Here is a 25901-nt window from a genome sequence, read left to right as displayed (position 1 = left end):
CTGGGAGTGCATGGTGACCCGCCCGGGCGGCGGAACGCCAGGTGATCGGCGGGGTGAGCACCCCCGGCCCCCTGGTCGGGCGGCCTCCGACCCCCCGCCCTTGGGGGGGCCGGGCCCGGCGCGCGTCCCCCGGAGTGTCAGCACCCCGACCTAGCGTCCGCCCCGTGCCACCCTCTCCCGCGCCGCCGCGCTACCAGCAGGTCTCGATCGAGGAGGTCGGGACGCCGCTGGCCCAGGTGACGTTCGTCGTGGTGGACCTGGAGACGACGGGCGGCTCCCCCAAGGACAGCGCCATCACCGAGATCGGGGCGGTGCGCATCCGCGGCGGGCAGGTGCTCGGCGAGTTCCAGACCCTCGTGGACCCCGGCCACGAGATCCCGCCCTACATCAGCGTGCTGACCGGCATCACGTCGACGATGGTCGCCACGGCCCCGCGCATCGGCGCCGTCCTCCCGTCCTTCCTCGAGTTCGCCCGCGGCGCGGTCCTCGTCGCCCACAACGCCCCGTTCGACCTCGGGTTCCTCAAGGCGGCGTGCGCCGAGAACGGGTTGGCGTGGCCGGCGGCGGCGTCCGTCGACACCGCCGTCCTCGCCCGGCGGTTGCTCAACCGCGACGAGGTGCCCAACTGCAAGCTGGCCACCCTGGCCCCCTACTTCTCGGCCACCACCTCGCCGACGCACCGGGCCCTGGACGACGCCCGGGCCACCGTCGACGTGCTGCACGGGCTCTTCGAGCGGCTCGGCCCCCTCGGCGTGACCACCCTGGAGGAGCTCACCACCCTGACCCGGCAGGTCGACCCGGAGCGGCGGCGGAAGCGGCACCTGGCCGACGAGGTGCCGCACGGTCCCGGCGTCTACCTGTTCCGCGGACCCAAGGACGAGCCCCTCTACGTGGGCACCTCCGGCGACCTGCGCAGCCGGGTCCGCAGCTACTTCACCTCCGGCGAGCAGCGCAGCCGGATCACCGAGATGGTGCGCCTGGCCCAGCGGGTGGAGGCGATCCCGTGCGCCCACGCCCTCGAGGCGGCGGTCCGCGAGCTGCGCCTGATCGCGTCGCACAAACCGCGGTACAACCGCCGGTCCCGGTTCCCCGAGCGGGCGCTGTGGGTCCGGCTCACCGAGGAGCCCTTCCCCCGGCTGTCGGTGGTGCGCCGGGTCCGCCCCGACGCCGGCGTCTTCCTCGGGCCGTTCCCCGACCGCCGCGCCGCCGACGCCGCCGTGGCCGCGGTCCACGAGGTGCTCCCCCTGCGGCAGTGCACGGCCCGGCTCTCCCCCCGCACGCCGGTCAGCGCCTGCGCGCTCGCCGACATGGGGCGCTGCGGCGCCCCGTGCACCGGCGCGCAGTCGGTGCCCGAGTACGCCGGTGTCGCCGCGGTGTTCGCCGCGGCCGTGGGTCACGATCCCCGCCCGCTGCTCACCCCGCTGCTGGACCGGGTGGAGCGCCTGGCGACCGAGGAGCGGTACGAGGACGCCGCCGTGCTGCGCGACCGGGTGGCCGTGCTCGTCCGGGCCCTCCGCCGGCGGCAGCGGCTGGCGTCGCTGGCCGCCGTACCCGAGCTCGTGCTCGCCCGGCCTGACGGCGAGGGCGGTTGGGAGCTGTCCGTCGTCCGGTCGGGCCGCCTCGCCGCCGCGGGGAACGCGCCCCGGGGCACCACCGTCCGCAGCGTGCTGCCCGGCCTGCTGGCGACCGCGGAGACCGTCCCAGGCACCGACGCCGAGCAGCCGACGTCGGTCGACGAGACCGAACTGGTCCTGCGCTGGCTGGAGAAGCCCGGCACCCGGCTGGTGCAGCTGACCGGGACCCTGGCCTGCGCCGCGCCCGGCACGGGCTCCTACAGCGACTTCCTGGCGCGCGTGGAATCCGGGCGCGATGCCCGGGACCCCTTCGCCGACGGGCGGTCGCTGGGCACCCGCGCCCGCCCCGAACGGCTAGCATCCCCGGCGTGATCACCGCCATCGTGATGATCGACGCAGCCACCGACTCGATCGGCGAGGTCGCGCAGGCCGTCGCCGAGCTCGAGGGCGTCAGCGAGGTGTACTCCGTCGCGGGTGAGGCCGACCTGATCGCCATCGTCCGCGTCCGCGAGTTCGAGCAGGTCGCCGAGGTGATCGCCGGCCGGATCAACAAGGTGCCCGGGGTCATCGACACGGACACGCACATCGCCTTCCGCGCCTACTCGCGGCACGACCTCGAGGCGGCCTTCTCCATCGGCTTCGACGCCGAGGTCTGAGGTCGGACCCCGTCCTCCTCGCCCCTCGCGAGCCTCCGGACGGGCCTAGCGGCGGACCGCGCGGCTGACCTCGACCCAGCGGTCCAGGAGCGTCGCAGCGCGTCCGTCGTCGACCGCCGCGGCTGCCCGCTCCAGCCCCGCCGCGAGGCCGTCGTGCAGCCGCGTGGGCCGCTCGTCGAACGCCACCAGCGCGGCGGCGGCGTTGAGCAGGACGGCGTCGCGCACGGGCCCCCGCTCGCCGTCGACGAACCGGCGGAACACGTCGGCGTTGACCCGGGCGTCCCCGCCGCGCAAGGCGTCCGGCGGCGGTGCCTCGATGCCGAGCGCCGCGGGGTCGACCCGGTCGGCCTCCACGGCGCCGTCGCGGACCTGCCACACCGCCGAGGTCGTCGCGGTGGTCAGCTCGTCGAGGCCGTCGTCGCCCCGGAAGACCAGCGCCCGCGTCCCCCGGGCGGCGAGCACCTCGGCGAGCACCGGCGCCATGCGCGCGTTCGCGCAGCCGATCGCCGCCGCCACCGGACGCGCCGGGTTGGTGAGCGGGCCGAGGAAGTTGAAGACGGTGCCGATGCCCATCTCCCGGCGCGGGGCGGCCGCGTGCCGCATCCCGGGGTGGAACACCGGCGCGAAGAAGAAGCCGATGCCGGCCTCGCGCACGCAGGCGGCCACGGCGTCTGCGGGCAGGTCGATGACCACCCCCAGCGCCTCCAGGACGTCGGCGGCCCCGGACGACGAGGACGCCGCGCGGTTTCCGTGCTTGGCGACGGGAGCACCCGCGGCAGCCGTCACGACCGCCGCCATCGTGGAGATGTTGACCGTGTGGGCGCCGTCCCCTCCCGTGCCGACGATGTCGACGCAGTCCATGGGCAGCCGCACCGGCGTGGCCTGCGCCAGCATCTCGGTGGCGAGCCCGGCGACCTCCTGCGGGGCCTCCCCCTTGGCCCGCAGCGCGACGGTGAAGCCGGCCACCTGGGCGGGGGTGGCCTCACCGGTCATGACCTCCCGCATCGCCCAGCGGGTGTCCTCGGCCGTGAGGTCCTGCCCGGCGAGCAGCCGGTTGAGCAACCCGGGCCAGGTGGGCGCGGCGGACGTCGGCGGCACCAGCGGCGTCACCGGCGGGCGGCGGGCTGACCCGCGTCGGCGCGCAGGAGGTCGGCCACCACCCGGGGGGCGACCAGCGGGTCGACCGGGAGGGCGAGCGTCGCCTCCGCCCGTGACCAGTGGGCCAGCCAGCGGTCGGGCTGCCGCGCCACGAGCAGGCAGACCGCCGGACGGTCGGCGACCTCCATCTCCAGCTGGCGGGCCAGCGCCATCCCACCGGTGGGCTGCGCCTCGCCGTCGAGGATGCACAGGTCGATGCCGCCGGCGCCGACCGCGGCCACCACCTCGTCGCCCGTCGAGCACTCCAGCCAGGTCAGGGGCCCCACGTCGGGGGCGGGCTGCCGCCCGACCGCCGCGCGCACCGCGTCGCGGACCTCGGGACGGTGGCTGTAGACCAGCACGGTGGCCGGTGCGGCGGGCTTGTCGGCGGCACTCACGCCGCCGAGCCTAGTGCCCGGGGGCGTCTGCGCAGGCCGGGGCGGCGCGTCGGTATCGAGCTGGTCACATCGCCGCCACGCCGTCACCACCCGCAGTCGTGACCACGCCCCGCCGATGCCATGATGAGCCCCGTGACAACGGCCCCCGTCGCGAGCAGCACCTTCGACACCTCGCGGGTGCACTCCCTGACCCGACCGAACATGGTCAGCGTCGGCACGATCATCTGGCTCTCGAGCGAGCTGATGTTCTTCGCCGGCCTGTTCGCCATGTACTTCACCGCGCGAGCCCGGGCCACCGAGGGGTGGCCGCCGGAGCCGACCGAGCTGAACCTCCCGTACGCCACGGTCTTCACCGTGATCCTGGTGCTGTCCTCGGTGACCTGCCAGTTCGGTGTGTTCGCCGCGGAGAACGGCAACGTCTACGGCCTCCGCCGCTGGTTCACGATCACCTTCGTGATGGGCCTGGTCTTCGTGCTGGCCCAGGCGAACGAGTACCGGGTCCTGGTCATGGACCACGGGACGACCATCTCGTCGTCCACCTACGGCTCGGTCTTCTACATCACGACGGGCTTCCACGCCTTGCACGTCATCGGTGGCCTCATCGCCTTCGTCTACGTGCTCATCCGGTCCACCATGGGCCGTTTCACGCCGGCGCAGGCGACCTCGGCCATCGTGGTCTCCTACTACTGGCACTTCGTCGACGTCGTGTGGGTCGGGCTCTTCGCCACGATCTACCTGATCCGCTAGGGAACCGGTGTCCACCACGAACCCGCAGTCCGACGCCCCGCTCGCCGACGCCGGCACGCCTGTCGACCGGGCACGCGCACGCCGCCGCTCCAAGCACCGCCGGCGCATCGCCAACGTCGCGGCCCTCATGGCCTCGCTCATCCTCACCGGTGCCCTGTACTCGGTGTTCACCCCGGCCCAGGCCGCGGACGAGGCCACGAGCGAATCGGCGGCCGAGGCGGCCGGGCGCGAGCTGTACGAGCGCTCCTGCATCTCCTGCCACGGGGAGAACCTCGAGGGCGTGGCCAACCGCGGCCCGTCGCTGATCGGTGTCGGTGAGGCCTCCGTCTACTTCCAGGTCCACACCGGCCGCATGCCGCTGGTCCGCCAGGAGGCCGACGCCCCCGACAAGCCGGCCGTGTTCTCCGACGAGGAGATCGACCAGCTGATGACCTACGTCCAGGCCAACGGCGGTGGCCCCACGCTGCCGTCGGGCGACCTGCGCGAGGGCGACCTCGCCCTCGGTGGTGAGCTCTTCCGGCTCAACTGCTCCTCCTGCCACAACTTCGTCGGCCAGGGCGGCGCTCTCTCCTCCGGGAAGGCGGCGCCGAGCCTGGAGGGCTCCACCGACCTCGAGATCTACACCGCGATGCTGAGCGGCCCGGAGAACATGCCGGTCTTCGGCGACAACCAGCTCACCCCGGAGGAGAAGCGCTCGATCATCGCCTACGTCCAGACCATCCAGAACATGGCGGACCCGGGTGGTGCCGGCGTGGGCCGCATCGGCCCGGTCGGCGAGGGCCTGGTCATCTGGATCGTGGGCATGAGCGCCCTCCTGTTCGGCATCTTCTGGATGGGGAGCAAGGCGTGAGCACGCCTGCCCGCCCGTCGACCACCACTGCTGCTGCGCGGTCGCTGACCACGGTCGCCGGCGAGGAGGAAGCGTGAGCACCCGCGAGACCCGCCCCGGCTCGGCCGGCGGCGCGGACACCCCCGGCCCCCTGCACGGCGGGCCGGACGACGACTACACCCCCGAGCAGCTCGCGGCGATGCGCCGCGAGGAGCTCGACCTGCTCGGCGCCCGGTACGACGGCGTGGAGATCCTCCACGTCGACCCCGGCCCCGAGCCGGGCTCGGCGCTCGAGCGCCGGGCGGTCCGCCAGGTCGGCTGGACCTTCGCCCTCGCCGGCGTCTTCGCCTTCCTGTTCCTCGTCGTGTACGTCGGCTCGGGCTGGTTCCTGCCCGAGTGGTCGTGGGCCGAGGAGGGGACCACCTGGAGCGCGCTGTTCACCCCGCTCCTGGGCCTCTGCATGGGGCTCTCCCTCACCCTGGTGGGCGCGGGCCTGGTGCTCTACACGAAGAAGCTGCTCCCCCACGAGACGGCGGTGCAGGACAAGCACGACGGCTCGCACTTCGACCGCGTGACCACCGGCGCCACGCTCGTCGGCGGTTACCACAACAGCGGGCTGCCACGCCGCAAGCTCATCACCCGGTCACTGGCGTTCATGGGTGCCGGCGTCGGCGTCATGCTGCTGGCCCCGCTCGGCGGCCTGATCAACAACCCGAGCCGCGGGAACACGCTCGGCCGGACCGCGTGGGCGGAGGGCGTCCGCCTCCTCCGCGACGACGGCAGCCCGGTCCGGCCCGGTGACCAGGAGCCCGGCTCCCTGGAGACGGTCTTCCCGGCCGTGCCAGGTGGCAACCGGCTGACCGACGCCGCGACCATGCTCATCCGGCTCCGGCCGGAGCAGGTGCTGCAGGACGAGCCGCGCGAGGGCCAGGCGGACTTCTCCTACGGCGACTACGTCGCCTACTCGAAGATCTGCACGCACGCCGGCTGCCCGGTGTCGCTGTACGAGCAGGAGACCGGTCGCATCCTGTGCCCGTGCCACCAGTCCCAGTTCCTCGTCACCGCGGGCGCCAAGCCGATCTTCGGGCCGGCGACCCGCTCGCTGCCCCAGCTGCCCATCACCGTCGACGACGAGGGCTTCTTCGTGGCGCGCAGTGACTACATTGAAGCCGTTGGCCCGACCTACTGGAACCGGGAGCGCATCTGATGGCAGCTCGCACCGCCACGGCGCCGGGGGCCCCGACCACGAGACTCGGCAAGGCCGCGCTCGAGATCGACGACCGCCTCGTCGTCGCCGGCCCCGTCCGGCGGACCCTCAACAAGGTCTTCCCCGACCACTGGTCCTTCCTGCTCGGGGAGATCGCGCTCTACTGCTTCGTCATCCTGCTGCTCTCGGGCACGTACCTGACGTTCTTCTACCAGGCGTCGATGACCGAGGTCACCTATGACGGGTCCTACAACCCGCTGCGTGGCGTCGACATGTCGATCGCCTACGCCTCGACGCTGGACATCTCCTTCGACGTCCGCGGCGGCCTGTTCATGCGGCAGCTGCACCACTGGGCCGCCCTGCTGTTCGTCGCGGCCATCGTCGTCCACCTGCTGCGGATCTTCTTCACCGGCGCCTTCCGCCGTCCGCGGGAGAGCAACTGGCTCATCGGCGTGGTGATCCTCATCCTCGCGCTGCTCGAGGGCTTCTCCGGTTACTCCCTGCCCGACGACCTGCTCAGCGGCACGGGCCTGCGGATCATGTCGGCGATCATCCTGGCCATCCCCGTCGTGGGTACCTGGATGCACTGGGCGGTCTTCGGCGGTGACTACATCGGCGAGCTGATCATCGGCCGGCTCTACATCGCCCACGTCCTGCTCATCCCGGCCATCCTGCTGGCGCTCATCGCGGTCCACCTGCTGATCCTGGTCAAGCAAAAGCACACCCAGTTCCCCGGTCCGGGCCGGACCGAGCACAACGTCGTCGGCAACCGCCTCTTCCCCACGTTCGCCGGGAAGGCGACCGGCCTGCTGTTCGTCGTGTTCGGCGTCTGCGCCGCCCTCGGTGGCCTGGTCCAGATCAACCCGGTGTGGCTGTGGGGCCCGTACAACCCGGCCCAGGTCTCGGCCGCGTCGCAGCCCGACTGGTACATCATGTGGCTGGACGGCTCGTCGCGTCTGTTCCCCGCCTGGGACCTGAACCTGCCGGGCGACTACACGATCCCCGCACTGTTCTGGCCGACCGCCGTGCTCCCGGGCATCATCTTCACGCTGATGCTCTTCTACCCGATGATCGAGCGGAAGCTGACCGGGGACACCGCCTCGCACCACCTGCTGCAGCGTCCGCGTGACGTCCCGGTGCGGACCTCGCTGGGCATGATGTCGATCGCCTTCTACGTCGTGCTGCTGATCTCGGGCGGGAACGACGTCGTGGCCGAGAAGTTCGACATCAGCCTCAACGCGATGACGTGGGCCGGGCGCATCGGGATGATCCTGCTGCCCCCGATCGTGTACGTGATCACCTACCGCATCTGCCTCGGTCTGCAGCAGCACGACCGCGAGGTGCTCGAGCACGGCATCGAGACCGGCGTCATCCGCCGCCTGCCGCACGGCGAGTTCATCGAGGTCCACCAGCCGATCGGCCCGGTGGACGCGCACGGTCACGGCCAGCTCGCCTACGGCGGCGCTCCCGTGCCCAAGAAGATGAACCAGGTGGGTGCGGCACGGCGCGCGGTCCGCGGGTTCTTCTCCCCCGTGGAGGAGCCCACGGCCGTCGAGATCGAGCAGCGTGGCGAGGGTCGCGGTCTCGCGGCCGGCGAGTCGGACCGGGAGCTCACGACCTCGGGTCGTCCGTCCGAGGGTGGCCGTCCGTCCGAGGGTGGGCGCCCCTCCGAGGGTGGTCGCCCGCAGGACCCGCGCGACTGATCGACGCCTGACAGAAGGGCCCCGGTGGATCTCCACCGGGGCCCTTCTGCTGTGCTGCCCGGGCGAAGACGTCCCGCAGGCCCGAGCCGGGCTCGTCCGGCGCGATCCACGTCCCCGTTCCAGGCGAGACGGAGACTCAGCCCGCCGCGCCGCCTGGCGCCCTGATCCCCCACGCGCCACCTCCTGGGTGCCGCCCCGGGAGCGCTTCCCCCACCACCTACGGCCGGTCGCGTCACGCCCGCGCCGGCCGCCGGCACGGAGCCCCCGGCATCCGCTGAGGACTGCCCGCGTCTGGCCGGCTGAGCGGCCAGGGGCTCGCGACGCCGCGGCGACCCAACGCGCTCGCCCAGTGGGCGGCCGTGCGGCCCCTGAGCGCCTCTGTGCGCGCTCCCCCAGGGACCCTGCGCCCGGGGAGCGAGCCAGGCAGCCGGGTGCCCCGCAGGAGACCCCCGCCCCGCACGGTCCGTCGCACCGGGGAGACCGCTGGCGCGCACGGTCCGTCCGCACCGGGGCGCCGTCCCGGCCGACCGGCTGCGACGTGCCTGCTGTCGACGCACCGTCGGCTCCGGATGCGGACGGGCGGTCTCCCCCCGGGCCGGCGCACCGTCGGAGGAGCCCTCGAGCCCGCGACCGGGGACGACGAGAGGCCCCCTCCGCCTCAGCGGAGAGGGCCTCGTCGGTGGTTCCGGGAGCTCAGCTCTGCTCGGCGTTCTGCCCCACGTAGTACTCGAAGAGCAGCCCACCGACGGCGACCAGGATCCCGACGCTGGCGATCGCGATCAGCCAGAAGTACCAGAAGGCGATACCCAGCCCCATCAGGCCCGCGGTCAGCGCCAGGGTGAACGGCCAGTAGCTGGCCGGGCTGAAGAAGCCCAGCTCGCCCGCGCCGTCGGCGATCTCGGCGTCCTTGCGGTCCTCGGGACGGGCGTCGATCCGGCGCGAGACGAACCAGAAGAAGCCACCGATGAGGATCGTCAGACCGCCCGACAGAGCGAGGGCCGTGGTGCCGATGGGCTCACGGGACCAGAAGCCGTAGACGACAGCGCAGACGAAGCAGAACACCGCGATGAGATTGAAGATCAGCGCCTCGACCTTCACGGTCGTGCCTCCTCGGGCATGTGGGGGGTCCGGTTGTCAGCGGCAGGCATCTCAGCCCCCCGTCTGCTGCAGGTCTTCGACCTTCTCCTGCACCAGGTCGATCGGGGTGGTCGTGCTGGCCTCGCCCGGCTGCCCGATCTCCTCGAGCGCCTCGTAGGTGCCCAGCCCGGACTCACGGGCGGCCAGGTAGGCGTCGTACTCGTCGGGAGAGACCGCGCGGACCTCGAAGTTCATGTAGGCGTGGTACGTGCCGCACAGCTCGGCGCAGCGGCCGACGTAGGCGCCCTCCTCGCGGACGGTGACCTCGAAGACGTTGTCCCGGCCGTTCTCGTTGCCCGGGATGACGTCGAGCTTGAAGAGGAACTCCGGAACCCAGAACGAGTGGATGACGTCCGCCGAGGCGAGCTCGAACCGCAGGCTGCGGTCGGTGGGCACGACAAGGATGGGGATCTCGGTGCTCGTGCCGACCGTGTCGACCGGGTCGCCGTCCGGACCGTTCGTGTTCGGGTAGACGAACTGCCAGTTCCACTTGAAGGCGTTGACGGCGATGACCTCGTCCGGGTCCGGGCTGATCTGCCGGACCTGGTTCTGGGTGTTCACGGTGAAGAAGAAGAGGCCGGCGATGATGAGGAACGGGAGGATCGTGTAGACGATCTCCAGCGGCAGGTTGTACGCCGTCTGCCGCGGCAGCTCGTCACCCTTCTTGCGGTGCGCGATCACCGTGTAGGCGATCAGCGCCCAGACCGCCAGGCCGATGATGAGCGCCGCGAAGGTGGAGCCGACCCACAGCTCCCGCATGGCCTCGGCCTCGTCGGTGACGCCGTCGGGCCACCCCCACCGGACGAAGTTCCGCTCCCACCACTCCGCCTCGCCGAGCTCGCATCCGGTGAGGGTGAGTCCCCCCAGGAGACCGAGCGCGGCCAGCCGCGCGAGCCTGCTGCCTCGAGCCACTGCTCGCTGCCTCCTCGTCCTCCGCCCGGCCTCCGGGCGGTCCTTGCAAACGGATCTCCACCGGTTCTCGGCAGAGTGGATCCACGCCGAACTCAGTGTGGGCCGAGACTAGCCGACCCGCCCCAGGGGCTGACCACCGGAGACGTCCGGGCGGGTCGGACCCCGGCGGCTGCGCGGACGCCGGGTGGGTCGCCCGCCGGTGGCTCCCGGGACGTGGTAGCGGTCCCGTGCGAGGCGGCGCGCCCGGCCGTGCCGGCCGCCGGCACCGCCAGGACGGTTAGAGTCGGTGCCGTGTTCTCCCGGCTGCTGACCCCGAGATGGGTGCTCCTGCACCTGCTCGTGGCGGCCCTGTTCGTCGCCACCTTCTTCCTCGGCTACTGGCAGCTCTCCAAGGCAGAGGCCGGCGGTGGCGCGGTCAACTGGAGCTACGCCATGCAGTGGCCGCTCTACGGCTTCATGGGGCTGTGGTTCTACGTCCGCATGGTGCGGGTCGAGCTGCACCGCCCGCCGGACGAGGACCAGCCGGGCAACGCGGTGGTGCTCTACCAGCGGCCGCGCATCGACACCACCGGCGACCCCGAGCTCGCCGCCTACAACGCCTACCTCGCCGAGCTCAACGAGCGGGCCCTGGGACAACGGAGCAGCAATGGCCGCTGAGACGACGCAGGCGCCCACGCGGGAGATCCCCCCGGCGCTCACCCGCTACCGCGTGATGGCCACCGTCGTCGGCGTCCTGCTCATCGCGTTGTTCTTCGTGGCGATGCCGCTCGAGTACATCTGGGACATCCACGGCGCCACCGCCGTCATCGGGACGCTGCACGGCTGGCTGTACTTCATCTTCTTCCTGAGCGCCGGCGACCTGGCGCTGCGCGCCCGCTGGACGCTCAAGGGCTGGCTGCTCATCACGGTGGCCGGCACCGTCCCGGTGCTCTCCTTCTTCGCCGAGCGCTACGCGACCGCGAAGACCCGCGCCGGCGAGCGCGTCTGACCCCCTGGCCACCCCCCGACCCCCGGAGTCCCGCGCCTCATGTGTGGCCTGCTCGCCTACTTCTCGACCGACGCCCCGCGCGTGACCGACGGCATCGTCTCCGACGTCCGTGAGGCGCTGCACTGCCTGCGCCACCGCGGGCCCGACGAGAACGAGGTATGGCACGACGACCGCGTCGTCTACGGGTTCAACCGCCTGGCGTTCATCGACATCGAGCACAGCCACCAGCCGATGCCGTACGCCGACGGCCGGTACCGGATCGTCTTCAACGGCGAGATCTACAACTACGTCGAACTCCGGGAAGAGCTCGCCGCGGCCGGTGCGACCTTCGCCACCGAGGGCGACACCGAGGCGATCGTCGCCGGCTACCACCTGTGGGGCGAGGAGATCGTCACCCGGTTGCGTGGCATGTTCGCCTTCGTCATCTGGGACAGCGAGACCCGCACCGTCTTCGGCGCCCGCGACCCCTTCGGCATCAAGCCGCTGTTCACCACGCGCCTGGCCGACGGGGCCATCGCCTTCTCGTCCGAGAAGAAGGCGCTGCTGGAGATGCTCGGCGGGAGCACGGCGGCCGGTGGCGTCGACCCCGCGTCGCTGCAGCACTACCTGACGCTGCAGTACGTGCCGGAGCCGGCGACGCTGCACCGGGGCATCCGCCGCATCGAGAGCGGGACCCGCTTCACCGTCGCCGACGGCGAGCTGTCCACGGAGCGCTATTTCCACCCGACCTTCCCGATCCGGCCGGTCGCGAAGGACGAGCAGCAGGCGCTCTACGACCGCATCGCCGAGGTGCTCGACGACTCGGTGCGGGTGCACATGCGCGCCGACGTCACCGTCGGGTCCTTCCTCTCCGGCGGCATCGACTCCACGGCCATCGCGGCGCTGGCGAAGCGCTACAACCCCGAGCTCATGACCTTCACGGTCGGGTTCGAGCGGGCGGGGTTCTCGGAGATCGAGGTCGCCGCGGAGTCCGCGGCCGCCATCGGCGTCGAGCACATCACCAAGGTCGTCACCCCGGAGGAGTTCGCCGGGTCGATCCCGCTGGTCGTCTGGTACCTCGACGACCCGGTCGCCGACCCGGCGCTCGTGCCGCTGTACTTCGTGGCCCGGGAGGCGCGCAAGCACGTGAAGGTGGTGCTCTCCGGCGAGGGCGCCGACGAGCTGTTCGGCGGGTACAACATCTACCGCGAGCCGCTCTCCCTGGCCGCCTTCGACAAGCTGCCCGCCGGCATCCGCCGCGCCCTCGGCACGCTGTCGACCAAGCTGCCCGACGGCATGCGGGGCAAGGACCTCCTGCGTCGCGGCTCCATCCCCCTGGAGCAGCGCTACTACGGCAACGCACGCATCTTCCGGGACGAGGAGCTGACCTTCCTCGAGAAGCGCGACCCGGACCTGTCGCACGTCGCCGTCACCCGGGAGCTCTACGAGCGCACCCGGGCGGCCGGCTACGACGACGTGACGGCGATGCAGTACGTGGACCTGTTCACCTGGCTGCGCGGCGACATCCTGGTCAAGGCCGACAAGATGACGATGGCGAACTCGCTGGAGCTGCGCGTCCCGTTCCTCGACCCCGAGGTCTTCCGCGTCGCCTCCACCATCCCGGTCGACCAGCGGGTCACCCGGGAGACGACGAAGCACGCGCTGCGCCGCGCGCTCGAGCAGATCGTGCCGCCGCACGTGCTGAACCGGCGCAAGCTCGGCTTCCCGGTGCCCACGCGCCACTGGCTGGCGGAGGACCTGCACGACTGGGCGCGGCAGATCATCGAGGACAGCCAGACCGAGGAGTGGCTGGACAAGCAGCAGGTCCTGGCCATGCTCACGGCCCACCGGCAGAACCAGCGGGCCGGCTCACCGGTCGACCACTCCCGCAAGCTGTGGACGCTGCTGGTGTTCATGGTGTGGCACGGCATCTTCGTCGAGCAGCGCATCAAGCCGGAGATCCCGGAAACGGTCTACCCCGTCCGGCTGTGACACCGCGATCCTCCGGATCGCACCGCGGTCAGGTGCCGTTCCCCTGTTCCGCGGAGCCGTTTCGTCACTCCTCGCGGAGACCCTCCGGGCCTCCACTCGTCATGACCGAAGACATGCGGCAATGAGACGACGAGGCCCGGTCCCCCAGGGGGAACCGGGCCTCGGTCGGTCTGCGGGGACTCAGTTGAAGGAGTCACCGCACGCGCAGGAGCCCTGCGCGTTGGGGTTGTCGATCGTGAAGCCCTGCTTCTCGATGCTGTCGACGAAGTCGATCACCGCACCGCCGAGGTAGGGGCCGCTCATCCGGTCGACGATGACCTCGACGCCGCCGAAGTCGTAGGTCTGGTCGCCGTCGAGAAACCGCTCGTCGAAGAAGAGCTGGTACCGCAGACCGGAGCAACCACCGGGCTGGACGGCGATGCGCAGCCGGAGGTCGTCCCGACCCTCCTGGTCCAGCAGAGCCTTGACCTTGGCGGCCGCGGGGTCGCTGAGCACGACGCCGGTGGCCGCGGTGTCCTGCACCGTCATATTCCTGTCCTCTCCCTCCGAGGTGTCCGCGCACACGTGTTCCGTGACGGACGAACGCCGTCGGAACGGCTCCTCTTCCCGTGCACCCACTGTACGGCTCCCCGCGCGACGTCCGGGGCTCCGTTGCTCACACACGTAGACTTCCGGGCCGTGAAGCTCCGCCTGCCCGGCCGCCGTGACCATGCCGAGACGACCGCCACCTCCGGCGAGGACGGCGAGCTGACCGCGCACCTGGTCAAGGCCGGCGGCAAGGGCCGTCCGACGCCCCGGCGCAACGAGGCGCAGGGCCGGCGCCAGGGTCCTCCCCCGCCGCCGCCCACCACGCGCAGGGAGGCCTACAAGCGGATGCGCGAGCAGCAGGCGCTTCGCCGCGCCGAGGCGCGTCAGGGCATCGCCCGGGGTGAGGCCGACTACCTCCCGGCCCGCGACCGCGGCCCGGAGCGCAAGCTCGTCCGCGACCTGGTCGACAGCCGCCGCAACATCGGCAGCTTCTTCCTGGCCATCGCCGCCGTCGCGCTCGTCGGCACCTTCGTCCCGAGCATGGCGGTGAAGAGCTACACGAGCTTCCTGCTCCTCGGCTTCTTCCTGATGCTCATCATGGACTCGGTGGTGCTGGGCCGGAAGATCAAGCGCACCGTCCTGGAGCGCTTCCCCGACGGCAACCACAAGATGAAGGGCCTCGTCTGGTACGGCATCAGCCGCTCCACGATGGTCCGCCGCTGGCGCTTCCCGAAGCCCGAGGTCCCGATCGGCGCCGAGGTCTGAGCGAGGGCGTCCTCCCGCACCGTCGCGGCTGATGCGCGTCACCCTCCTCGGCACCGGCGCGGCCGACGGCTGGCCCAACCCGTGGTGCACCTGCCCGTCGTGCGCCGACTCCCGCCGCCGGGGGGAGCTGCGCCGTCCGACGTCCGCCCTGGTCGACGGTGCGCTGCTCATCGACCTGGCGCCCGCTCCGCCCCCGGACGGCATCTCCCTCGCGGGCGTGCGCACCGTCCTGGTCACCCACGAACACGCCGACCACTGCGCGCCGCTGGCGCTCCTGGCCCGCCAGTGGGTGCGCCGGGCGGAGCCGCTCACCGTCGTCGGCCCGCCCCCCGTCCTGGCGACGCTGCGGCCGTGGCTCGGCCCCGAGGACCCGGTCGAACTGGTGGCGGTCGCGCCGGGCGACGTGCTGGTCCGCGCCGGGTACCGGATCCGCGCGCTGGAGGCCGCGCACGAGGTGCCGACGGTGCTCTACGACGTCACGGGTCCCGACGGCGCGCGCATGCTGCACGCCACCGACACCGGTCCTCTGCCCGCGGGCACGGTCGAGGCCACCCGGGGCGCCGCCTACGACGCCGTGCTGCTGGAGGAGACGTTCGGCGAGGTCTCGGACCACGGCACCGGCCACCTGGACCTCGCGACCTTCCCCGTCCAGCTGGACCGGCTGCGCGGGGTCGGCGGCGTCACCGGGAGCACCGACGTCGTCGCCGTCCACCTGGGGCACCACAACCCGCCGGCCGCGGTGCTCGCCGGGCGGCTGGCCGGGATGGGCGCGCGCCTGCCCGCCGACGGCGACACCGTCGAGGCCGGGGCCGGACGGGCGGCGGTCCGACCGGGCGCCTAACGTCGCGGTTCGTGGAATTCAGACGCCTCGGCCGCTCCGGCCTGACCATCTCCGAGATCGCGTACGGCAACTGGCTCACCCACGGCGGCCAGGTCGAGGAGGACGCCGCGCACGCCTGCGTGCGGGCCGCCCTGGACGCCGGCATCACCACCTTCGACACCGCCGACGTCTACGCCGGCACCCGCGCGGAGACGGTCCTCGGCGCCGCGCTCGCGGGGCAGCGCCGGGAGTCGATCGAGCTGTTCACGAAGGTCTACTGGCCCACGGGGCCGGGCCGGAACGACCGCGGGCTGGGCCGCAAGCACGTCATCGAGAGCTGCCACGCCTCGCTGCGGCGGCTGCAGACCGACTACGTCGACCTCTACCAGGCCCACCGCTACGACCCGACCGTTCCGCTCGAGGAGACGATGACCGCTTTCGCGGACCTCGTCCGGTCGGGCAAGGCGCTCTACATCGGCGTCTCGGAGTGGAACGCCGAGCAGATCGCGTCGGGCGCGGCGCTGGCCCGCGAGCTCGGCGTCCAGCTGATCAGCAACCAGCCGCAGTACTCGATGCTCTGGCGGGTCATCGAGGCCGAGGTCGTGCCGACGTCGGAGAGGGAGGGGCTGTCCCAGATCGTCTGGTCGCCCCTGGCGCAGGGGATCCTCACCGGCAAGTACCGCCCGGGCGAGCAGCCGCCGGCCGACAGCCGCGCCGGGCACCCCGAGGCCGGCCGCTCGATGCAGGGCTTCATGACCGACGACATCCTCGGCCGCGTGCAGCAGCTGCGGCCGATCGCCGACGACCTCGGGCTCTCGATGGCCCAGCTGGCCCTGGCCTGGGTGCTGCAGAACGGCAACGTCGCCGCCGCGATCATCGGCGCGACCCGGCCGGAGCAGGTGCACGACAACGTGGCGGCCGCCGGCGTCCGCCTCGAGGAGGACGTGCTGGCGCGGATCGACGGCATCCTCGGCGACGTCGTCGAGCGCGACCCCTCGAAGACCGCTCGCGGATGAAGGCCCGGCCACCTGACCCTCGACCTCCCGTGGAGGGTCAGGTGGCGGCGAGCCCCATGGGCCCGTAGGCCTTCCGGTCGTCCTCGAACAGGGTGACCGTGGCGACGCCGCGGTCGAGCAGCTCCCGCCAGTTCTCGCCCAGCCACGACTCGGCGTCGCCCTGGTTGTCGTGCGCGGGCACCTCCACCCCCACCACCGCGGGGTCGAGGGTGGATCCGGACGGGTCCTCGAGACGCCAGTGCCAGCTCATGCAGGCAGGTTAGCGGCGGAGGGCGTGACCGACGCCACGTTCCCGGGCCGTGACCGCCCCGCCGGTTACGGCCCGACCGCAGGGGGCATGACGGTGCATCGACGCCGTCCACCCGGAGGACCGATGAGCACACCCCGCCCCGACGCCACGGCCGGCGCCACCCGCGCAGCCGTGGACGCCGTCCCCGAGAACGCTTCGACCGGCGAGCTGATCAGCCGGCTCACCGAGCAGATCAGCACCCTCGTGCGGGACGAGGCCCGCCTCGCCCAGGCCGAGATGACCCAGAAGGCCAAGAAGCTCGGCGTCGGCGCCGGCCTGTTCGGTGCCGCGGGCCTGATGGCCTTCTTCGGCGCCGCCACCCTGATCACCACGATCATCCTGGCCCTGGCGCTGGTGATGCCCGCCTGGCTGGCCGCGCTGATCGTCACCGTGGTCCTCTTCGCGATCGCGGGCGTCCTCGCCCTCGTGGGGAAGAAGGACGTCCAGCAGGGGGCACCGCCGGTGCCGACCGAGGCCATGGCCGGTGTCAAGACCGACATCGCCACCGTGAAGGAGAGTGCGCGCCGGTGACCACGCCCAAGGACGACGGCCAGGCGTCGAGCGGTCCGACCGACCCCGACGCCATCCGGGCCGAGATCGAGGAGACCCGCGACCAGCTGGCGCACACCGTCGACGAGCTGAGCCAGCGGCTCGACGTGCCCGCCCGGGCCAAGGAGAGCGCCGCCCGCGCCAAGGACACCGCGGTGGAGACCTACCGCGAGAGCCCCCCGGCGTTCGCCGGGGCCGGGGCCGCGCTGGCGGGTCTCGTCGGCCTGGTGCTCTGGCGGCGCCGCCGCGCGCGGCGCCGGGCCAGCACCGAGGAGCTCATCGTCGGCGCCCGCGTGGGCCGCAAGCGCGAGGCGAAGCGGGCGCGCAAGGAGCTCGCCGCACGCCGGAAGGCCGCCCAGAAGGCCGTGAAGGACGTGCGGAAGAAGACCGAGCGGGCGGAGAAGAAGGCCCGGCGGAGCAGGGGGAGGAAGCGTTGAGCAAGGGAGCCAAGCTCGCCTACCGGCCGTTCGGTCTCGCGGCGGGCCTGCTGGCCGGTGCCGTCTCCGGGGCGGTCTTCAAGCAGGTGTGGAAGCGCATCAGCGGCGAGGACGACGCCCCGGACGCGCTCCAGACCGAGTACCCGATGTGGGAGATCGTCGTCTCCGCGGCCCTCCAGGGCGCGATCTTCGCGGCCACCAAGGCGACCATCGACCGCCTGGGCGCGGAGGGCTTCACCAAGCTGACCGGGACGTGGCCGGGCGACTGACGCCCGCCCGGTGGCCGGGACGACCGTCCCGGCCACCGGCATCCCGCACCGACCCGCAGACGACGGCCCAGCACCAGGGAGACGCAGTGACCGGCACCCGCCCACGCGAGAGCGCCGTCGACCGGATCCGCCAGCGGGTCGAGGAGAAGGCCGCCCGCCGCGCGGCCGCGGCGAAGGCTGCGGCTGAGGGCGGCTCGTCGCGGGATCCGCACCAGCTGCCCCCGGACGCGCCCGCTCCCGAGCAGCTGCCGGGCATCCGGGCCGCCAACCCGCTGCAGATCCCCGCCGGGGGCTGGAAGCAGGTCCTCAAGCGGGCGTGGGCGGAGAACAACGCCGACAACATGCCCATCATCGCCGGCGGCGTGGCCTTCTTCGGCTTCCTGGCGATCTTCCCGGCGCTGCTGGCCCTGATCTCCATCTACGGCCTGGTCGCCTCCCCCGAGCAGGCCGCCGCGCAGGTGGAGGAGTTCACCGCCGGGCTGCCGGAGACGGCGCAGGGCCTGATCGAGGACCAGGTCACCTCCATCACCGACAACGCCGGCGGTGCGCTCACCCTCAGCCTCGTGGCCTCCATCCTGGCGGCGCTGTGGAGCGCCTCCGGCGGGGTCAACAACCTGGTCAAGGCGGTCAACATCGCCTACGACGAGGTCGAGACCCGCAACTTCGTGAAGCTCCGGGCGCTCTCCCTGGCTCTCACGCTCGGCGCCATCGTCTTCGTCGTGCTCACGATCGGCCTGGTCGCCGTGCTGCCGATCGTCATCGACCTCCTGCCACTGGGGTCGGTGGGCACCGTGCTGCTCGAGATCGCACGCTGGGTCGCGCTGCTCCTCGTCGTCGCGGGCTCGCTGGCGGTGCTGTACCGCGTCGCCCCCGACCGCGACGCGCCGAAGTTCCGCTGGGTCAGCCTCGGCTCGGTCGTGGTCACCGCCGTCTGGGCGCTGGTCAGCCTCGGCTTCACCATCTACGTGAACAACTTCGGCAGCTACGACAAGACCTACGGCGCCATCGCCGGGGTGATCGTGCTGATGCTGTGGCTGTACCTCACGTGCTACCTCATCCTGCTGGGCGCCGAGATCAACTCCGAGGCCGAGCACCAGACCGGCCTCGACACCACCGACGGCGACCCCGTGCCGATGGGCGAGCGCGACGCCGTGAAGGCCGACACGCTGCCGGCCAAGGCCGAGCCGGAGAAGGGCGACGGCGACCCGACCCGGAAGAACGCTCCTTAGCCGGCGCGCTCCTCAGCGCACGTGGGACGGCACGAACGGCGGCCGCACGACCTCGACGGGTTCGCGGCGGCCGCGGACGTCGAGAGTGAGCGACGCACCCTCGGCCACCCCGGCGGCGGCGTCGAGCAGCGCCAGGCCGATGCCGGTCCGCAGCGTCGGAGAGAACGTCCCGCTGGTCACCTCGCCCACCTGCGCACCGTCGCCGTCCAGGACGACCATGCCCGGCCGCGGGATGCCGCGGCCGGACGCGCGCAGCCCCCAGAGCAACCGCGCCGGGCCGGCCTCCTTCTCGGCCAGGAGGGCGTCACGTCCCCAGAACGCGGGCTTGCGCCAGCCGACGGCCCACCCCGCGCGGGCCTGGACGGGGCTGATCTCCCGGGAGAGCTCGTGGCCGTGCAGCGGGTAGCCCATCTCGGTCCGCAGCGTGTCGCGGGCGCCCAGGCCGCAGGGCCGGATGCCGAGGTCCTGCCCGGCCTCCAGGACGGCGTCCCACATCTCGCCGGCCCGGTCGGCGGCGATCAGCAGCTCGTAGCCGTGCTCACCGGTGTAGCCGGTGCGGCACACCGTCACCTCGGCCCCGGCGCCACCGGTCCCCGTCACGAAGGACATGTAGCCGATCTCGCCGGGCACGCCCAGCAGCTCCAGCACCTGCAGCGAGCGCGGTCCCTGCACGGCGAGGACGGCGACGTCGCTGTGCCGGTCGGTCACCTGCACGCCGGCCGGGGCGGCATCGGCCAGCCGTGCCAGCACCTCGGCGGCGTTCGCCGCGTTCGGCACCAGCAGGACGTCGTCGGGACCGTGCAGGTAGACGATCAGGTCGTCGACCACTCCCCCGGCACCGGGCTCGCCGTCGGGGACGCAGCACATCGTGTACTGCGCCTGGCCCGGCCCGATCCGGGAGAGGTCGTTGGTGAGGCAGGCGTCGACGAACGCGGCAGCACCCGGCCCGCGGACCGTCCCGGTGCCCAGGTGCGACACGTCGAACAGGCCCACGCCCTCGCGGACCGCGGCGTGCTCGGCCAGCACGCCCCCGCCGGCGTACTCGATCGGCATGGACCAGCCGCTGAAGTCGGCGAGCTTGGCGCCGGCCGCGACGTGCCGGTCGTGGAGGGGCGAGGTGCGTGGGGTCACGCGGTCACGCTAACGCCACCCCCGCGTCTGGGACGACGTACTGGAACGGCCCGGTTGCAGGGACCCGGCACGAGCCGGTGACGCGATGGAACGGCCCCGTCGCAGGGACCCGGCACGAGCGGAGCGAGTGCTGGGGGGCGACGGGGTCCTTCTAGGATCGTGCGGTGCCGCCGACGATCACCGCCACCGACCACCCGCTCGAGAAGCTGACCGGCGACGCCGTCGTCGTCGCCGTCGGCAAGGGTCCTGACGGGCCGCTCGCCACCCCCGGCGCCGAGGCCCTGGACCGCCTGCTCGGCGGCCGGCTCCTCCCGGCGCTCACCGACCTGGGCGCCCGCGGCGCCGAGGACGAGGTGACCCGCCTGCCCTCCTTCGGCCAGGGCCCCTTCCCCGTCCTCGCCGTCGTGGGGCTCGGCGCCCCGGAGGCTTCGGGTGGCTACACCCCCGAGAGCCTGCGCCGCGCCGCAGGTGCCGCCAGCCGCGCGCTCCGCGGCCGCCGCTCCGTCGTCAGCCTGCTCGCCGCCGTGGGCGGGACGCCGGACGACGAGCGCCTGCACGCCGTGGGCGAGGGCTCCCTCCTGGGCGCGTACGAGTTCACCGCCTACAAGTCCCACCTGCCCGCCGACCGCCCGGCCCCGCCGAGCGAGTTCACGATCGTCGTCCCCGGGGCGGGTGCGGCCGAGTCGGCGCTGCGCCGGGTGCGCGCGGTCGCCGACGCCGTCGCCCTGGTGCGCGACCTGGTCAACACCCCGCCGAACGACCTCTACCCGGCCGAGCTCGCCGCCCGCGGCGCGGCCGCCGGCGAGAAGCTCGGCCTCACCGCCGAGATCCTCGACGAGGACGACCTCGCCGCCGGTGGCTACGGCGGCATCCTCGCCGTCGGTGGCGGGTCGACCCGCAAGCCGCGGCTGCTGCGCCTGACCTACGCGGGCGCCGGCGCCCGCAAGAAGGTGGCCCTGGTCGGCAAGGGCATCACCTTCGACAGCGGCGGGATCTCGATCAAGCCCGCCGCGAAGATGGAGGACATGAAGAGCGACATGGCCGGCGCCGCCGCCGTGATCGCCACCGTCTGCCTCGTCGCCCAGCTCGGGCTGCCGGTCGAGGTCGTCGCGACCGTGCCCATGGCCGAGAACCTCCCGAGCGGCACCGCCTACCGGCCGGCCGACGTGGTCACGTTCCGCAACGGCAAGAAGGCCGAGATCACCAACACCGACGCCGAGGGCCGCGTCGTGCTGGCGGACGCGATCGCCCGGGCGGCCGAGGACTCCCCCGACGTCCTGCTGGAGACCTCCACGCTCACCGGCGCGCAGATGGTCGCCCTCGGCGCCCGGACCGCCGGCGTCATGGGCAGCGACGACCTGCGCGACGCGGTGATCGCCGCCGCCGGGCGCAGCGGCGAGCTGATGTGGCCGATGCCCCTGCCTCCCGAGCTGCGCAAGGGGATCGACTCGACGGTCGCGGACTTCGTCAACGCCAACACCGACCGGATGGGCGGGATGCTGGTCGGCGGCCACTTCCTCGCCGAGTTCGTGCCGGACGGGCTGCCGTGGGCGCACATCGACATCGCCGGGCCGAGTTACAACACCTCGTCGCCGTGGGGCTACACGCCCAAGGGCGGCACCGGCGTCCCCGTGCGCACCCTGCTGGCGACCATCGAGGCCCTCATCGCCGACTGACCGCGGCGATGACCAGGTCACCTGATCGTCGAGCGTCCTCCCTCATGGCCCGCGGTGAGGGAGGACGCCGCGCGGTGGGGGTGGACGGCTCCTCGCGCCTAGAGTCGGTCGCGCTTCTGGCGGGCGCTGTAGTCGCGCATACGCTGCGGGTAGCCGGTCACCTGGGCGTCGTACACCGGGATCGACAGCTCCTGGGACAGCCGGCGGGCCACGTCGGGGCCGCCGATGCGCCGCCGGGTCCACTCCCCGTCGGCCGCGACGAGCACGATGGTCGCCTCGGTGACCGCCGTCCGCGGCTCCACGAAACCCTCGACGCCCCGCCGGCTGGCCACGAACTCCTCCAGGTGCCGCAGGTCGCCCCGCTGCGACGCGCGGTCGAGCGTCGGGCGGCCGGCGCCCCCCGCAGGACCCCGTCGTCCGCGCCACCGGTCGAACAACCCCATGCACCTTCTCCGTCCTCCCGGGGTCGCGTGATCACCGCGACGCTCGCGAGGGCAACGGTGGTCCGGGCCAGGTCGTTCCCGGAGTGGCAGGATGTGCAGCAGCCCCCGCCCGCTCGAGCGGGGACGCCGCCCGTCGCATTCGAGGAGCATCCGTGAGCGCACCCACCTCCCCCGCCGACCTGGTCATCCTCGGCGGTGGCTCGGGCGGATACGCCGCCGCGTTCCGCGCCTCGGAGCTTGGCCTGAACGTCGTCCTCATCGAGAAGGACAAGGTCGGCGGCACCTGCCTGCACCGCGGGTGCATCCCGACCAAGGCCCTGCTCCACGCCGGCGAGGTCGCCGACCTGGCCCGTGAGGGCGAGCAGTTCGGCGTCAAGACGTCGCTGGCGGGCATCGACATGGACGGCGTCAACAGCTACAAGGACGGCGTCATCTCCAAGCTTTACAAGGGGCTGCAGGGCCTGGTGAAGGCCCGCAAGATCACCTACGTGGAGGGCGAGGGCCGGCTCACCTCGCCGACCACCGTCGAGGTGAACGGTGAGACCTACGAGGGCAAGCACGTGCTGCTGGCCACCGGCTCCTACCCCCGCTCGCTGCCGGGCCTGGAGATCGACGGCACGAAGGTCATCACCAGCGACCACGCGCTCAACCTCGACCGCGTCCCCAGCTCCGCGATCATCCTGGGCGGCGGTGTCATCGGCTGCGAGTTCGCCAGTGCCTGGAAGTCCTTCGGCGTCGACGTCACGATCGTCGAGGCCCTGCCCCACCTGGTGCCGCTGGAGGACGAGGCCGCCTCGAAGCTGCTGGAGCGCGCGTTCCGCCGCCGGAAGATCGCCTTCGAGCTGGGCAGCCGCTTCTCCGGCGTGCAGTCCACCGAGAACGGCGTCAAGGTCTCGCTGGAGAACGGCAAGGAGATCGAGGCCGAGCTGCTGCTGGTCGCCGTCGGCCGCGGGCCGGTCAGCTCCGGCATCGGCTACGAGGAGGTGGGCGTCGCCATGGAGCGCGGCTACGTCCTCGTCGACGAGTACATGCAGACCAACATCCCGACCGTCTCGGCCGTCGGCGACCTGGTGCCCACCCTGCAGCTGGCGCACGTCGGCTTCGGCGAGGGCATCCTCGTCGCCGAGCGGGTCGCCGGGCTCGAGCCCGCGCCGATCGACTACGCCGGCGTCCCGCGCATCACCTACTCCGACCCCGAGGTCGCCTCGGTGGGCCTCACCGAGGCCCAGGCCAAGGAGCGCTACGGCGAGGTCAAGACGCTCACCTACGACCTCGCGGGCAACGGCCGCAGCCAGATCCTGAAGACGACGGGCGCGGTCAAGCTCGTGCAGGCGCCGGACGGGCCGGTCGTGGGCATCCACATGGTCGGCAGCCGCGTCGGCGAGCTCATCGCCGAGGCCCAGCTGATCTACAACTGGGAGGCCGAGGCCGACGACGTCGCCAGCCTCATCCACCCGCACCCGACGCAGAGCGAGGCGCTCGGCGAGGCCCACCTGGCCCTCGCCGGCAAGCCCCTGCACGTGCACGGCTGATCCCCGCTCTACCCCCACCCACCCAGCGCCAGAAGGAGCACCGCCCCGATGCCGACCTCCGTCACCATGCCCGCCCTGGGCGAGAGCGTCACCGAGGGCACGGTCACCCGCTGGCTCAAGCAGGAGGGGGACCAGGTCGAGGTCGACGAGCCCCTCCTCGAGGTGTCGACCGACAAGGTCGACACCGAGATCCCCTCCCCGGCCGCCGGTGTGCTCACCAAGATCCTCGTGGCCGAGGACGAGACGGTCGACGTCGGCGCGGAGCTCGCGGTGATCGGTGGTGGCGACGGGGACGAGGGCGCGGGCAGCCCCCCGGCCTCGGCGGAGGACGCGGACACCAGCCCGCAGACCCCCGACCAGCAGGTCGAGGACGCCGGCACCGAACCGGAGCAGCCCGCCGCCGAGCCCGAGCCGCAGGAGGCGCAGACCTCGGAGTCCGGCTCGGGGGGCGGCTCCGGCGGTGGCGACGGGACGCCGGTCACCATGCCGGCCCTGGGCGAGAGCGTCACCGAGGGCACGGTCACCCGCTGGCTCAAGGCCGTCGGCGACGAGGTGACCGCGGACGAGCCGCTGCTCGAGGTCTCCACCGACAAGGTCGACACCGAGATCCCCTCCCCCGTCAGCGGCACGCTGCTGGAGATCACGGTCGGGGAGGACGAGACCGTCGACGTCGGCGCGCAGCTCGCGGTGATCGGCAGCGGCGCGTCCGGCGGCGGCAGCGCCGCCCCGCAGCAGGAGGCCCCCGAGCAGGAGGCGCCCGAGCAGGAGGCCCCGAAGCAGGCGGCGCCGGCGGAGCCCGAGCCGCAGGCAGCCCCCAAGGCCAAGCAGGCCGACCCGGCCAGCGAGCAGCCCGGCGGCGACTACGGCGCGAGCGGCGCCCTGCCGTCGGACTCGCCGACCTCCGCCCCCGCCCCCCAGGTGGCCCCGCAGGCACCGGCCCCGTCGGGCGACGGCGGTGGTGGGCAGTACGTGACCCCGCTGGTGCGCCGCCTGGCCGCCGAGCACGGCGTCGACCTGAACGCGGTGTCCGGCACCGGCGTGGGTGGTCGGATCCGCAAGCAGGACGTCCTCGCGGCAGCCGAGAAGCCCGCCCCGGCGGCTCCCGCGCAGCCCGCGGCGTCGGCGCCGTCCGGCGGCGCGCGCACCCCGTCCCCGGCCGCGACCCCGGACACCTCCGTCCGCGGCCGCACCGAGAAGCTCTCCCGCCTGCGCGGCGTGATCGCCCGCCGCATGGTGGAGTCGCTGCAGGTCAGCGCCCAGCTGACCACGGTCGTCGAGGCCGACGTCACCCGCATCGCGCAGCTGCGCCAGCAGGCGAAGAAGGACTTCGAGGCCCGCGAGGGCGTCAAGCTCTCGTTCCTGCCGTTCTTCGCCAAGGCAGCGGTCGAGGCGCTCAAGCAGCACCCGTCGGTGAACTCCTCGATCGACCTCGAGGCCGGCACCGTCACCTACCACGACAGCGAGAACCTCGGCGTCGCCGTCGACACCGAGCGCGGGCTGCTCGTGCCGGTGATCCACGAGGCGGGCGACCTCAGCCTCGGCGGGATCGCGCGCAAGATCAGCGACCTGGCCGAGCGCACCCGCACCAACAAGGTGACGCCGGACGAGCTCGGTGGTGGGACGTTCACGCTGACCAACACCGGCAGCCGCGGCGCCCTCTTCGACACCCCGATCATCAACCAGCCGCAGGTGGCGATCCTGGGCACCGGCTCGGTCGTGAAGCGGCCGGTCGTGGTGCAGGACGCCGAGCTGGGCGAGGTCATCGCGGTGCGGTCGATGGTCTACCTCGCGCTGACCTACGACCACCGGATCGTCGACGGCGCCGACGCCGCCCGCTTCCTCACCACGGTGCGCGAGCGCCTGGAGGCCGGTCAGTTCCACGGCGAGCTCGGCCTCGGCTGAGGGAGCCCGGCCACCCACCGCTCGCCGGCTCGCGGCGGGTCCCCAGCACCGGGGCC

General features: G+C 72.8%; 27 protein-coding genes. 19 read left to right on the top strand and 8 right to left on the bottom strand.

The window, feature by feature from the left end:
• Positions 1-164 precede the first annotated feature (164 nt).
• Together ACI792_RS16475 and ACI792_RS16470 are read left to right on the top strand one after the other, a co-directional pair.
• Positions 165-1946 (top strand): DEDD exonuclease domain-containing protein, encoded by a 1782-nt coding sequence (locus ACI792_RS16475; RefSeq protein WP_456603538.1) that lies wholly within the window; start codon positions 165-167, stop codon positions 1944-1946.
• Positions 1943-2230, top strand: coding sequence for an Lrp/AsnC family transcriptional regulator (locus ACI792_RS16470; RefSeq protein ID WP_456603537.1), 288 nt, complete (start codon positions 1943-1945; stop codon positions 2228-2230). Before ACI792_RS16475 ends, ACI792_RS16470 begins: the two co-directional genes overlap by 4 nt.
• Positions 2231-2275: 45 nt before the next feature.
• Here the strand turns inward: ACI792_RS16470 and trpD are convergent, their stop codons facing one another.
• Positions 2276-3328 carry an anthranilate phosphoribosyltransferase gene (gene trpD, locus ACI792_RS16465; protein WP_456603536.1) on the bottom strand — a complete coding sequence of 351 codons (1053 nt, stop codon included), beginning with the start codon at positions 3326-3328 and terminating at the stop codon, positions 2276-2278.
• 8 nt (positions 3329-3336) lie between these two features.
• Entirely contained in the window at positions 3337-3765 is a 429-nt protein-coding gene (locus ACI792_RS16460; RefSeq protein WP_456603535.1) for a hypothetical protein, read from the bottom strand.
• Between the two features lie 132 nt (positions 3766-3897).
• On the opposite strand from ACI792_RS16460, the gene ctaE reads away from it, so the two are divergent.
• The 4 genes from ctaE to qcrB all read left to right on the top strand — a co-directional run bounded on the left by ctaE (position 3898) and on the right by qcrB (position 8251).
• Positions 3898-4512, top strand: coding sequence for an aa3-type cytochrome oxidase subunit III (gene ctaE / locus ACI792_RS16455; protein ID WP_456603534.1), 615 nt, complete (start codon positions 3898-3900; stop codon positions 4510-4512).
• 7 nt (positions 4513-4519) lie between these two features.
• On the top strand, positions 4520-5362 hold the full coding sequence (qcrC, locus tag ACI792_RS16450) for a cytochrome bc1 complex diheme cytochrome c subunit (protein ID WP_456580971.1): 843 nt from the start codon (positions 4520-4522) through the stop codon (positions 5360-5362).
• 73 nt (positions 5363-5435) lie between these two features.
• Positions 5436-6548: a cytochrome bc1 complex Rieske iron-sulfur subunit gene (gene qcrA, locus ACI792_RS16445; RefSeq protein ID WP_456603533.1), complete on the top strand. Its 1113-nt coding sequence runs from the start codon at positions 5436-5438 to the stop codon at positions 6546-6548.
• The gene (qcrB, locus tag ACI792_RS16440; RefSeq protein ID WP_456603532.1) at positions 6548-8251 is read left to right on the top strand and encodes a cytochrome bc1 complex cytochrome b subunit; all 1704 of its coding nucleotides are present in this window, start codon (positions 6548-6550) and stop codon (positions 8249-8251) included. Before qcrA ends, qcrB begins: the two co-directional genes overlap by 1 nt.
• A gap of 693 nt (positions 8252-8944) precedes the next feature.
• On the opposite strand, the gene ACI792_RS16435 is transcribed toward qcrB, so the two are convergent.
• Both ACI792_RS16435 and ctaC read right to left on the bottom strand, forming a co-directional pair.
• The gene (locus ACI792_RS16435; protein ID WP_456580974.1) at positions 8945-9349 is read right to left on the bottom strand and encodes a cytochrome c oxidase subunit 4; all 405 of its coding nucleotides are present in this window, start codon (positions 9347-9349) and stop codon (positions 8945-8947) included.
• Positions 9350-9400: 51 nt separating this feature from the next.
• Positions 9401-10300, bottom strand: a complete 900-nt coding sequence (gene ctaC / locus ACI792_RS16430; RefSeq protein ID WP_456603531.1) for an aa3-type cytochrome oxidase subunit II — start codon at positions 10298-10300, stop codon at positions 9401-9403.
• A gap of 291 nt (positions 10301-10591) precedes the next feature.
• Between ctaC and ACI792_RS16425 the strand changes: the two genes are divergently transcribed.
• Genes ACI792_RS16425 through asnB form a run of 3 tightly spaced genes read left to right on the top strand, consistent with a single transcriptional unit; the run spans position 10592 to position 13259 of the window.
• The gene (locus ACI792_RS16425; RefSeq protein ID WP_456603530.1) at positions 10592-10957 is read left to right on the top strand and encodes a metalloprotease; all 366 of its coding nucleotides are present in this window, start codon (positions 10592-10594) and stop codon (positions 10955-10957) included.
• Complete coding sequence (locus tag ACI792_RS16420; RefSeq protein ID WP_456603529.1) at positions 10947-11288, top strand: DUF3817 domain-containing protein; 342 nt, start codon at positions 10947-10949, stop codon at positions 11286-11288. Before ACI792_RS16425 ends, ACI792_RS16420 begins: the two co-directional genes overlap by 11 nt.
• Before the next feature lie 39 nt (positions 11289-11327).
• Entirely contained in the window at positions 11328-13259 is a 1932-nt protein-coding gene (gene asnB / locus ACI792_RS16415; protein ID WP_456603528.1) for an asparagine synthase (glutamine-hydrolyzing), read from the top strand.
• A gap of 180 nt (positions 13260-13439) precedes the next feature.
• Here the strand turns inward: asnB and ACI792_RS16410 are convergent, their stop codons facing one another.
• Positions 13440-13787 carry a HesB/IscA family protein gene (locus ACI792_RS16410; RefSeq protein ID WP_091931329.1) on the bottom strand — a complete coding sequence of 116 codons (348 nt, stop codon included), beginning with the start codon at positions 13785-13787 and terminating at the stop codon, positions 13440-13442.
• A gap of 150 nt (positions 13788-13937) precedes the next feature.
• On the opposite strand from ACI792_RS16410, the gene ACI792_RS16405 reads away from it, so the two are divergent.
• From ACI792_RS16405 to ACI792_RS16395, 3 genes are read left to right on the top strand one after another with little or no spacing between them, the layout of a single operon-like run.
• Positions 13938-14552 carry a DUF3043 domain-containing protein gene (locus tag ACI792_RS16405; RefSeq protein ID WP_456603527.1) on the top strand — a complete coding sequence of 205 codons (615 nt, stop codon included), beginning with the start codon at positions 13938-13940 and terminating at the stop codon, positions 14550-14552.
• A gap of 31 nt (positions 14553-14583) precedes the next feature.
• Complete coding sequence (locus tag ACI792_RS16400; RefSeq protein ID WP_456603526.1) at positions 14584-15393, top strand: MBL fold metallo-hydrolase; 810 nt, start codon at positions 14584-14586, stop codon at positions 15391-15393.
• An 11-nt stretch (positions 15394-15404) separates the two neighbouring features.
• On the top strand, positions 15405-16388 hold the full coding sequence (locus ACI792_RS16395) for an aldo/keto reductase family protein (protein ID WP_456603525.1): 984 nt from the start codon (positions 15405-15407) through the stop codon (positions 16386-16388).
• Positions 16389-16425: 37 nt separating this feature from the next.
• Here ACI792_RS16395 and ACI792_RS16390 read toward each other — a convergent pair whose 3' ends face one another.
• Positions 16426-16638, bottom strand: a complete 213-nt coding sequence (locus ACI792_RS16390) for a hypothetical protein (RefSeq protein ID WP_456580982.1) — start codon at positions 16636-16638, stop codon at positions 16426-16428.
• Positions 16639-16761: 123 nt separating this feature from the next.
• On the opposite strand from ACI792_RS16390, the gene ACI792_RS16385 reads away from it, so the two are divergent.
• The 4 genes from ACI792_RS16385 to ACI792_RS16370 all read left to right on the top strand — a co-directional run bounded on the left by ACI792_RS16385 (position 16762) and on the right by ACI792_RS16370 (position 19161).
• Positions 16762-17208: a phage holin family protein gene (locus tag ACI792_RS16385; RefSeq protein ID WP_456580983.1), complete on the top strand. Its 447-nt coding sequence runs from the start codon at positions 16762-16764 to the stop codon at positions 17206-17208.
• A complete protein-coding gene (locus tag ACI792_RS16380; protein ID WP_456603524.1) occupies positions 17205-17663 on the top strand; it encodes a DUF3618 domain-containing protein in 459 nt (152 codons plus the stop codon). Before ACI792_RS16385 ends, ACI792_RS16380 begins: the two co-directional genes overlap by 4 nt.
• Positions 17660-17932, top strand: a complete 273-nt coding sequence (locus ACI792_RS16375; RefSeq protein ID WP_456580985.1) for a DUF4235 domain-containing protein — start codon at positions 17660-17662, stop codon at positions 17930-17932. Before ACI792_RS16380 ends, ACI792_RS16375 begins: the two co-directional genes overlap by 4 nt.
• Positions 17933-18018: 86 nt before the next feature.
• Complete coding sequence (locus ACI792_RS16370; protein ID WP_456603523.1) at positions 18019-19161, top strand: YihY/virulence factor BrkB family protein; 1143 nt, start codon at positions 18019-18021, stop codon at positions 19159-19161.
• Positions 19162-19173: 12 nt separating this feature from the next.
• On the opposite strand, the gene gcvT is transcribed toward ACI792_RS16370, so the two are convergent.
• Positions 19174-20292: a glycine cleavage system aminomethyltransferase GcvT gene (gcvT, locus tag ACI792_RS16365; protein ID WP_456603522.1), complete on the bottom strand. Its 1119-nt coding sequence runs from the start codon at positions 20290-20292 to the stop codon at positions 19174-19176.
• A 164-nt stretch (positions 20293-20456) separates the two neighbouring features.
• On the opposite strand from gcvT, the gene ACI792_RS16360 reads away from it, so the two are divergent.
• Positions 20457-21968, top strand: coding sequence for a leucyl aminopeptidase (locus ACI792_RS16360; RefSeq protein ID WP_456603521.1), 1512 nt, complete (start codon positions 20457-20459; stop codon positions 21966-21968).
• Between the two features lie 98 nt (positions 21969-22066).
• Here ACI792_RS16360 and ACI792_RS16355 read toward each other — a convergent pair whose 3' ends face one another.
• Positions 22067-22411, bottom strand: coding sequence for an oxidoreductase (locus ACI792_RS16355; RefSeq protein ID WP_456603520.1), 345 nt, complete (start codon positions 22409-22411; stop codon positions 22067-22069).
• Positions 22412-22563: 152 nt separating this feature from the next.
• On the opposite strand from ACI792_RS16355, the gene lpdA reads away from it, so the two are divergent.
• Both lpdA and sucB read left to right on the top strand, forming a co-directional pair.
• The gene (gene lpdA, locus ACI792_RS16350; protein WP_456603519.1) at positions 22564-23943 is read left to right on the top strand and encodes a dihydrolipoyl dehydrogenase; all 1380 of its coding nucleotides are present in this window, start codon (positions 22564-22566) and stop codon (positions 23941-23943) included.
• Between the two features lie 48 nt (positions 23944-23991).
• Positions 23992-25845, top strand: coding sequence for a 2-oxoglutarate dehydrogenase, E2 component, dihydrolipoamide succinyltransferase (gene sucB, locus ACI792_RS16345; RefSeq protein WP_456603518.1), 1854 nt, complete (start codon positions 23992-23994; stop codon positions 25843-25845).
• The last annotated feature ends 56 nt before the right edge of the window (positions 25846-25901 follow it).

This window comes from Blastococcus sp. SYSU DS0669 (assembly GCF_054050895.1).
Note: the sequence above shows the minus strand (reverse complement) of the source record. Positions and strands in the feature narration are given on the sequence as shown.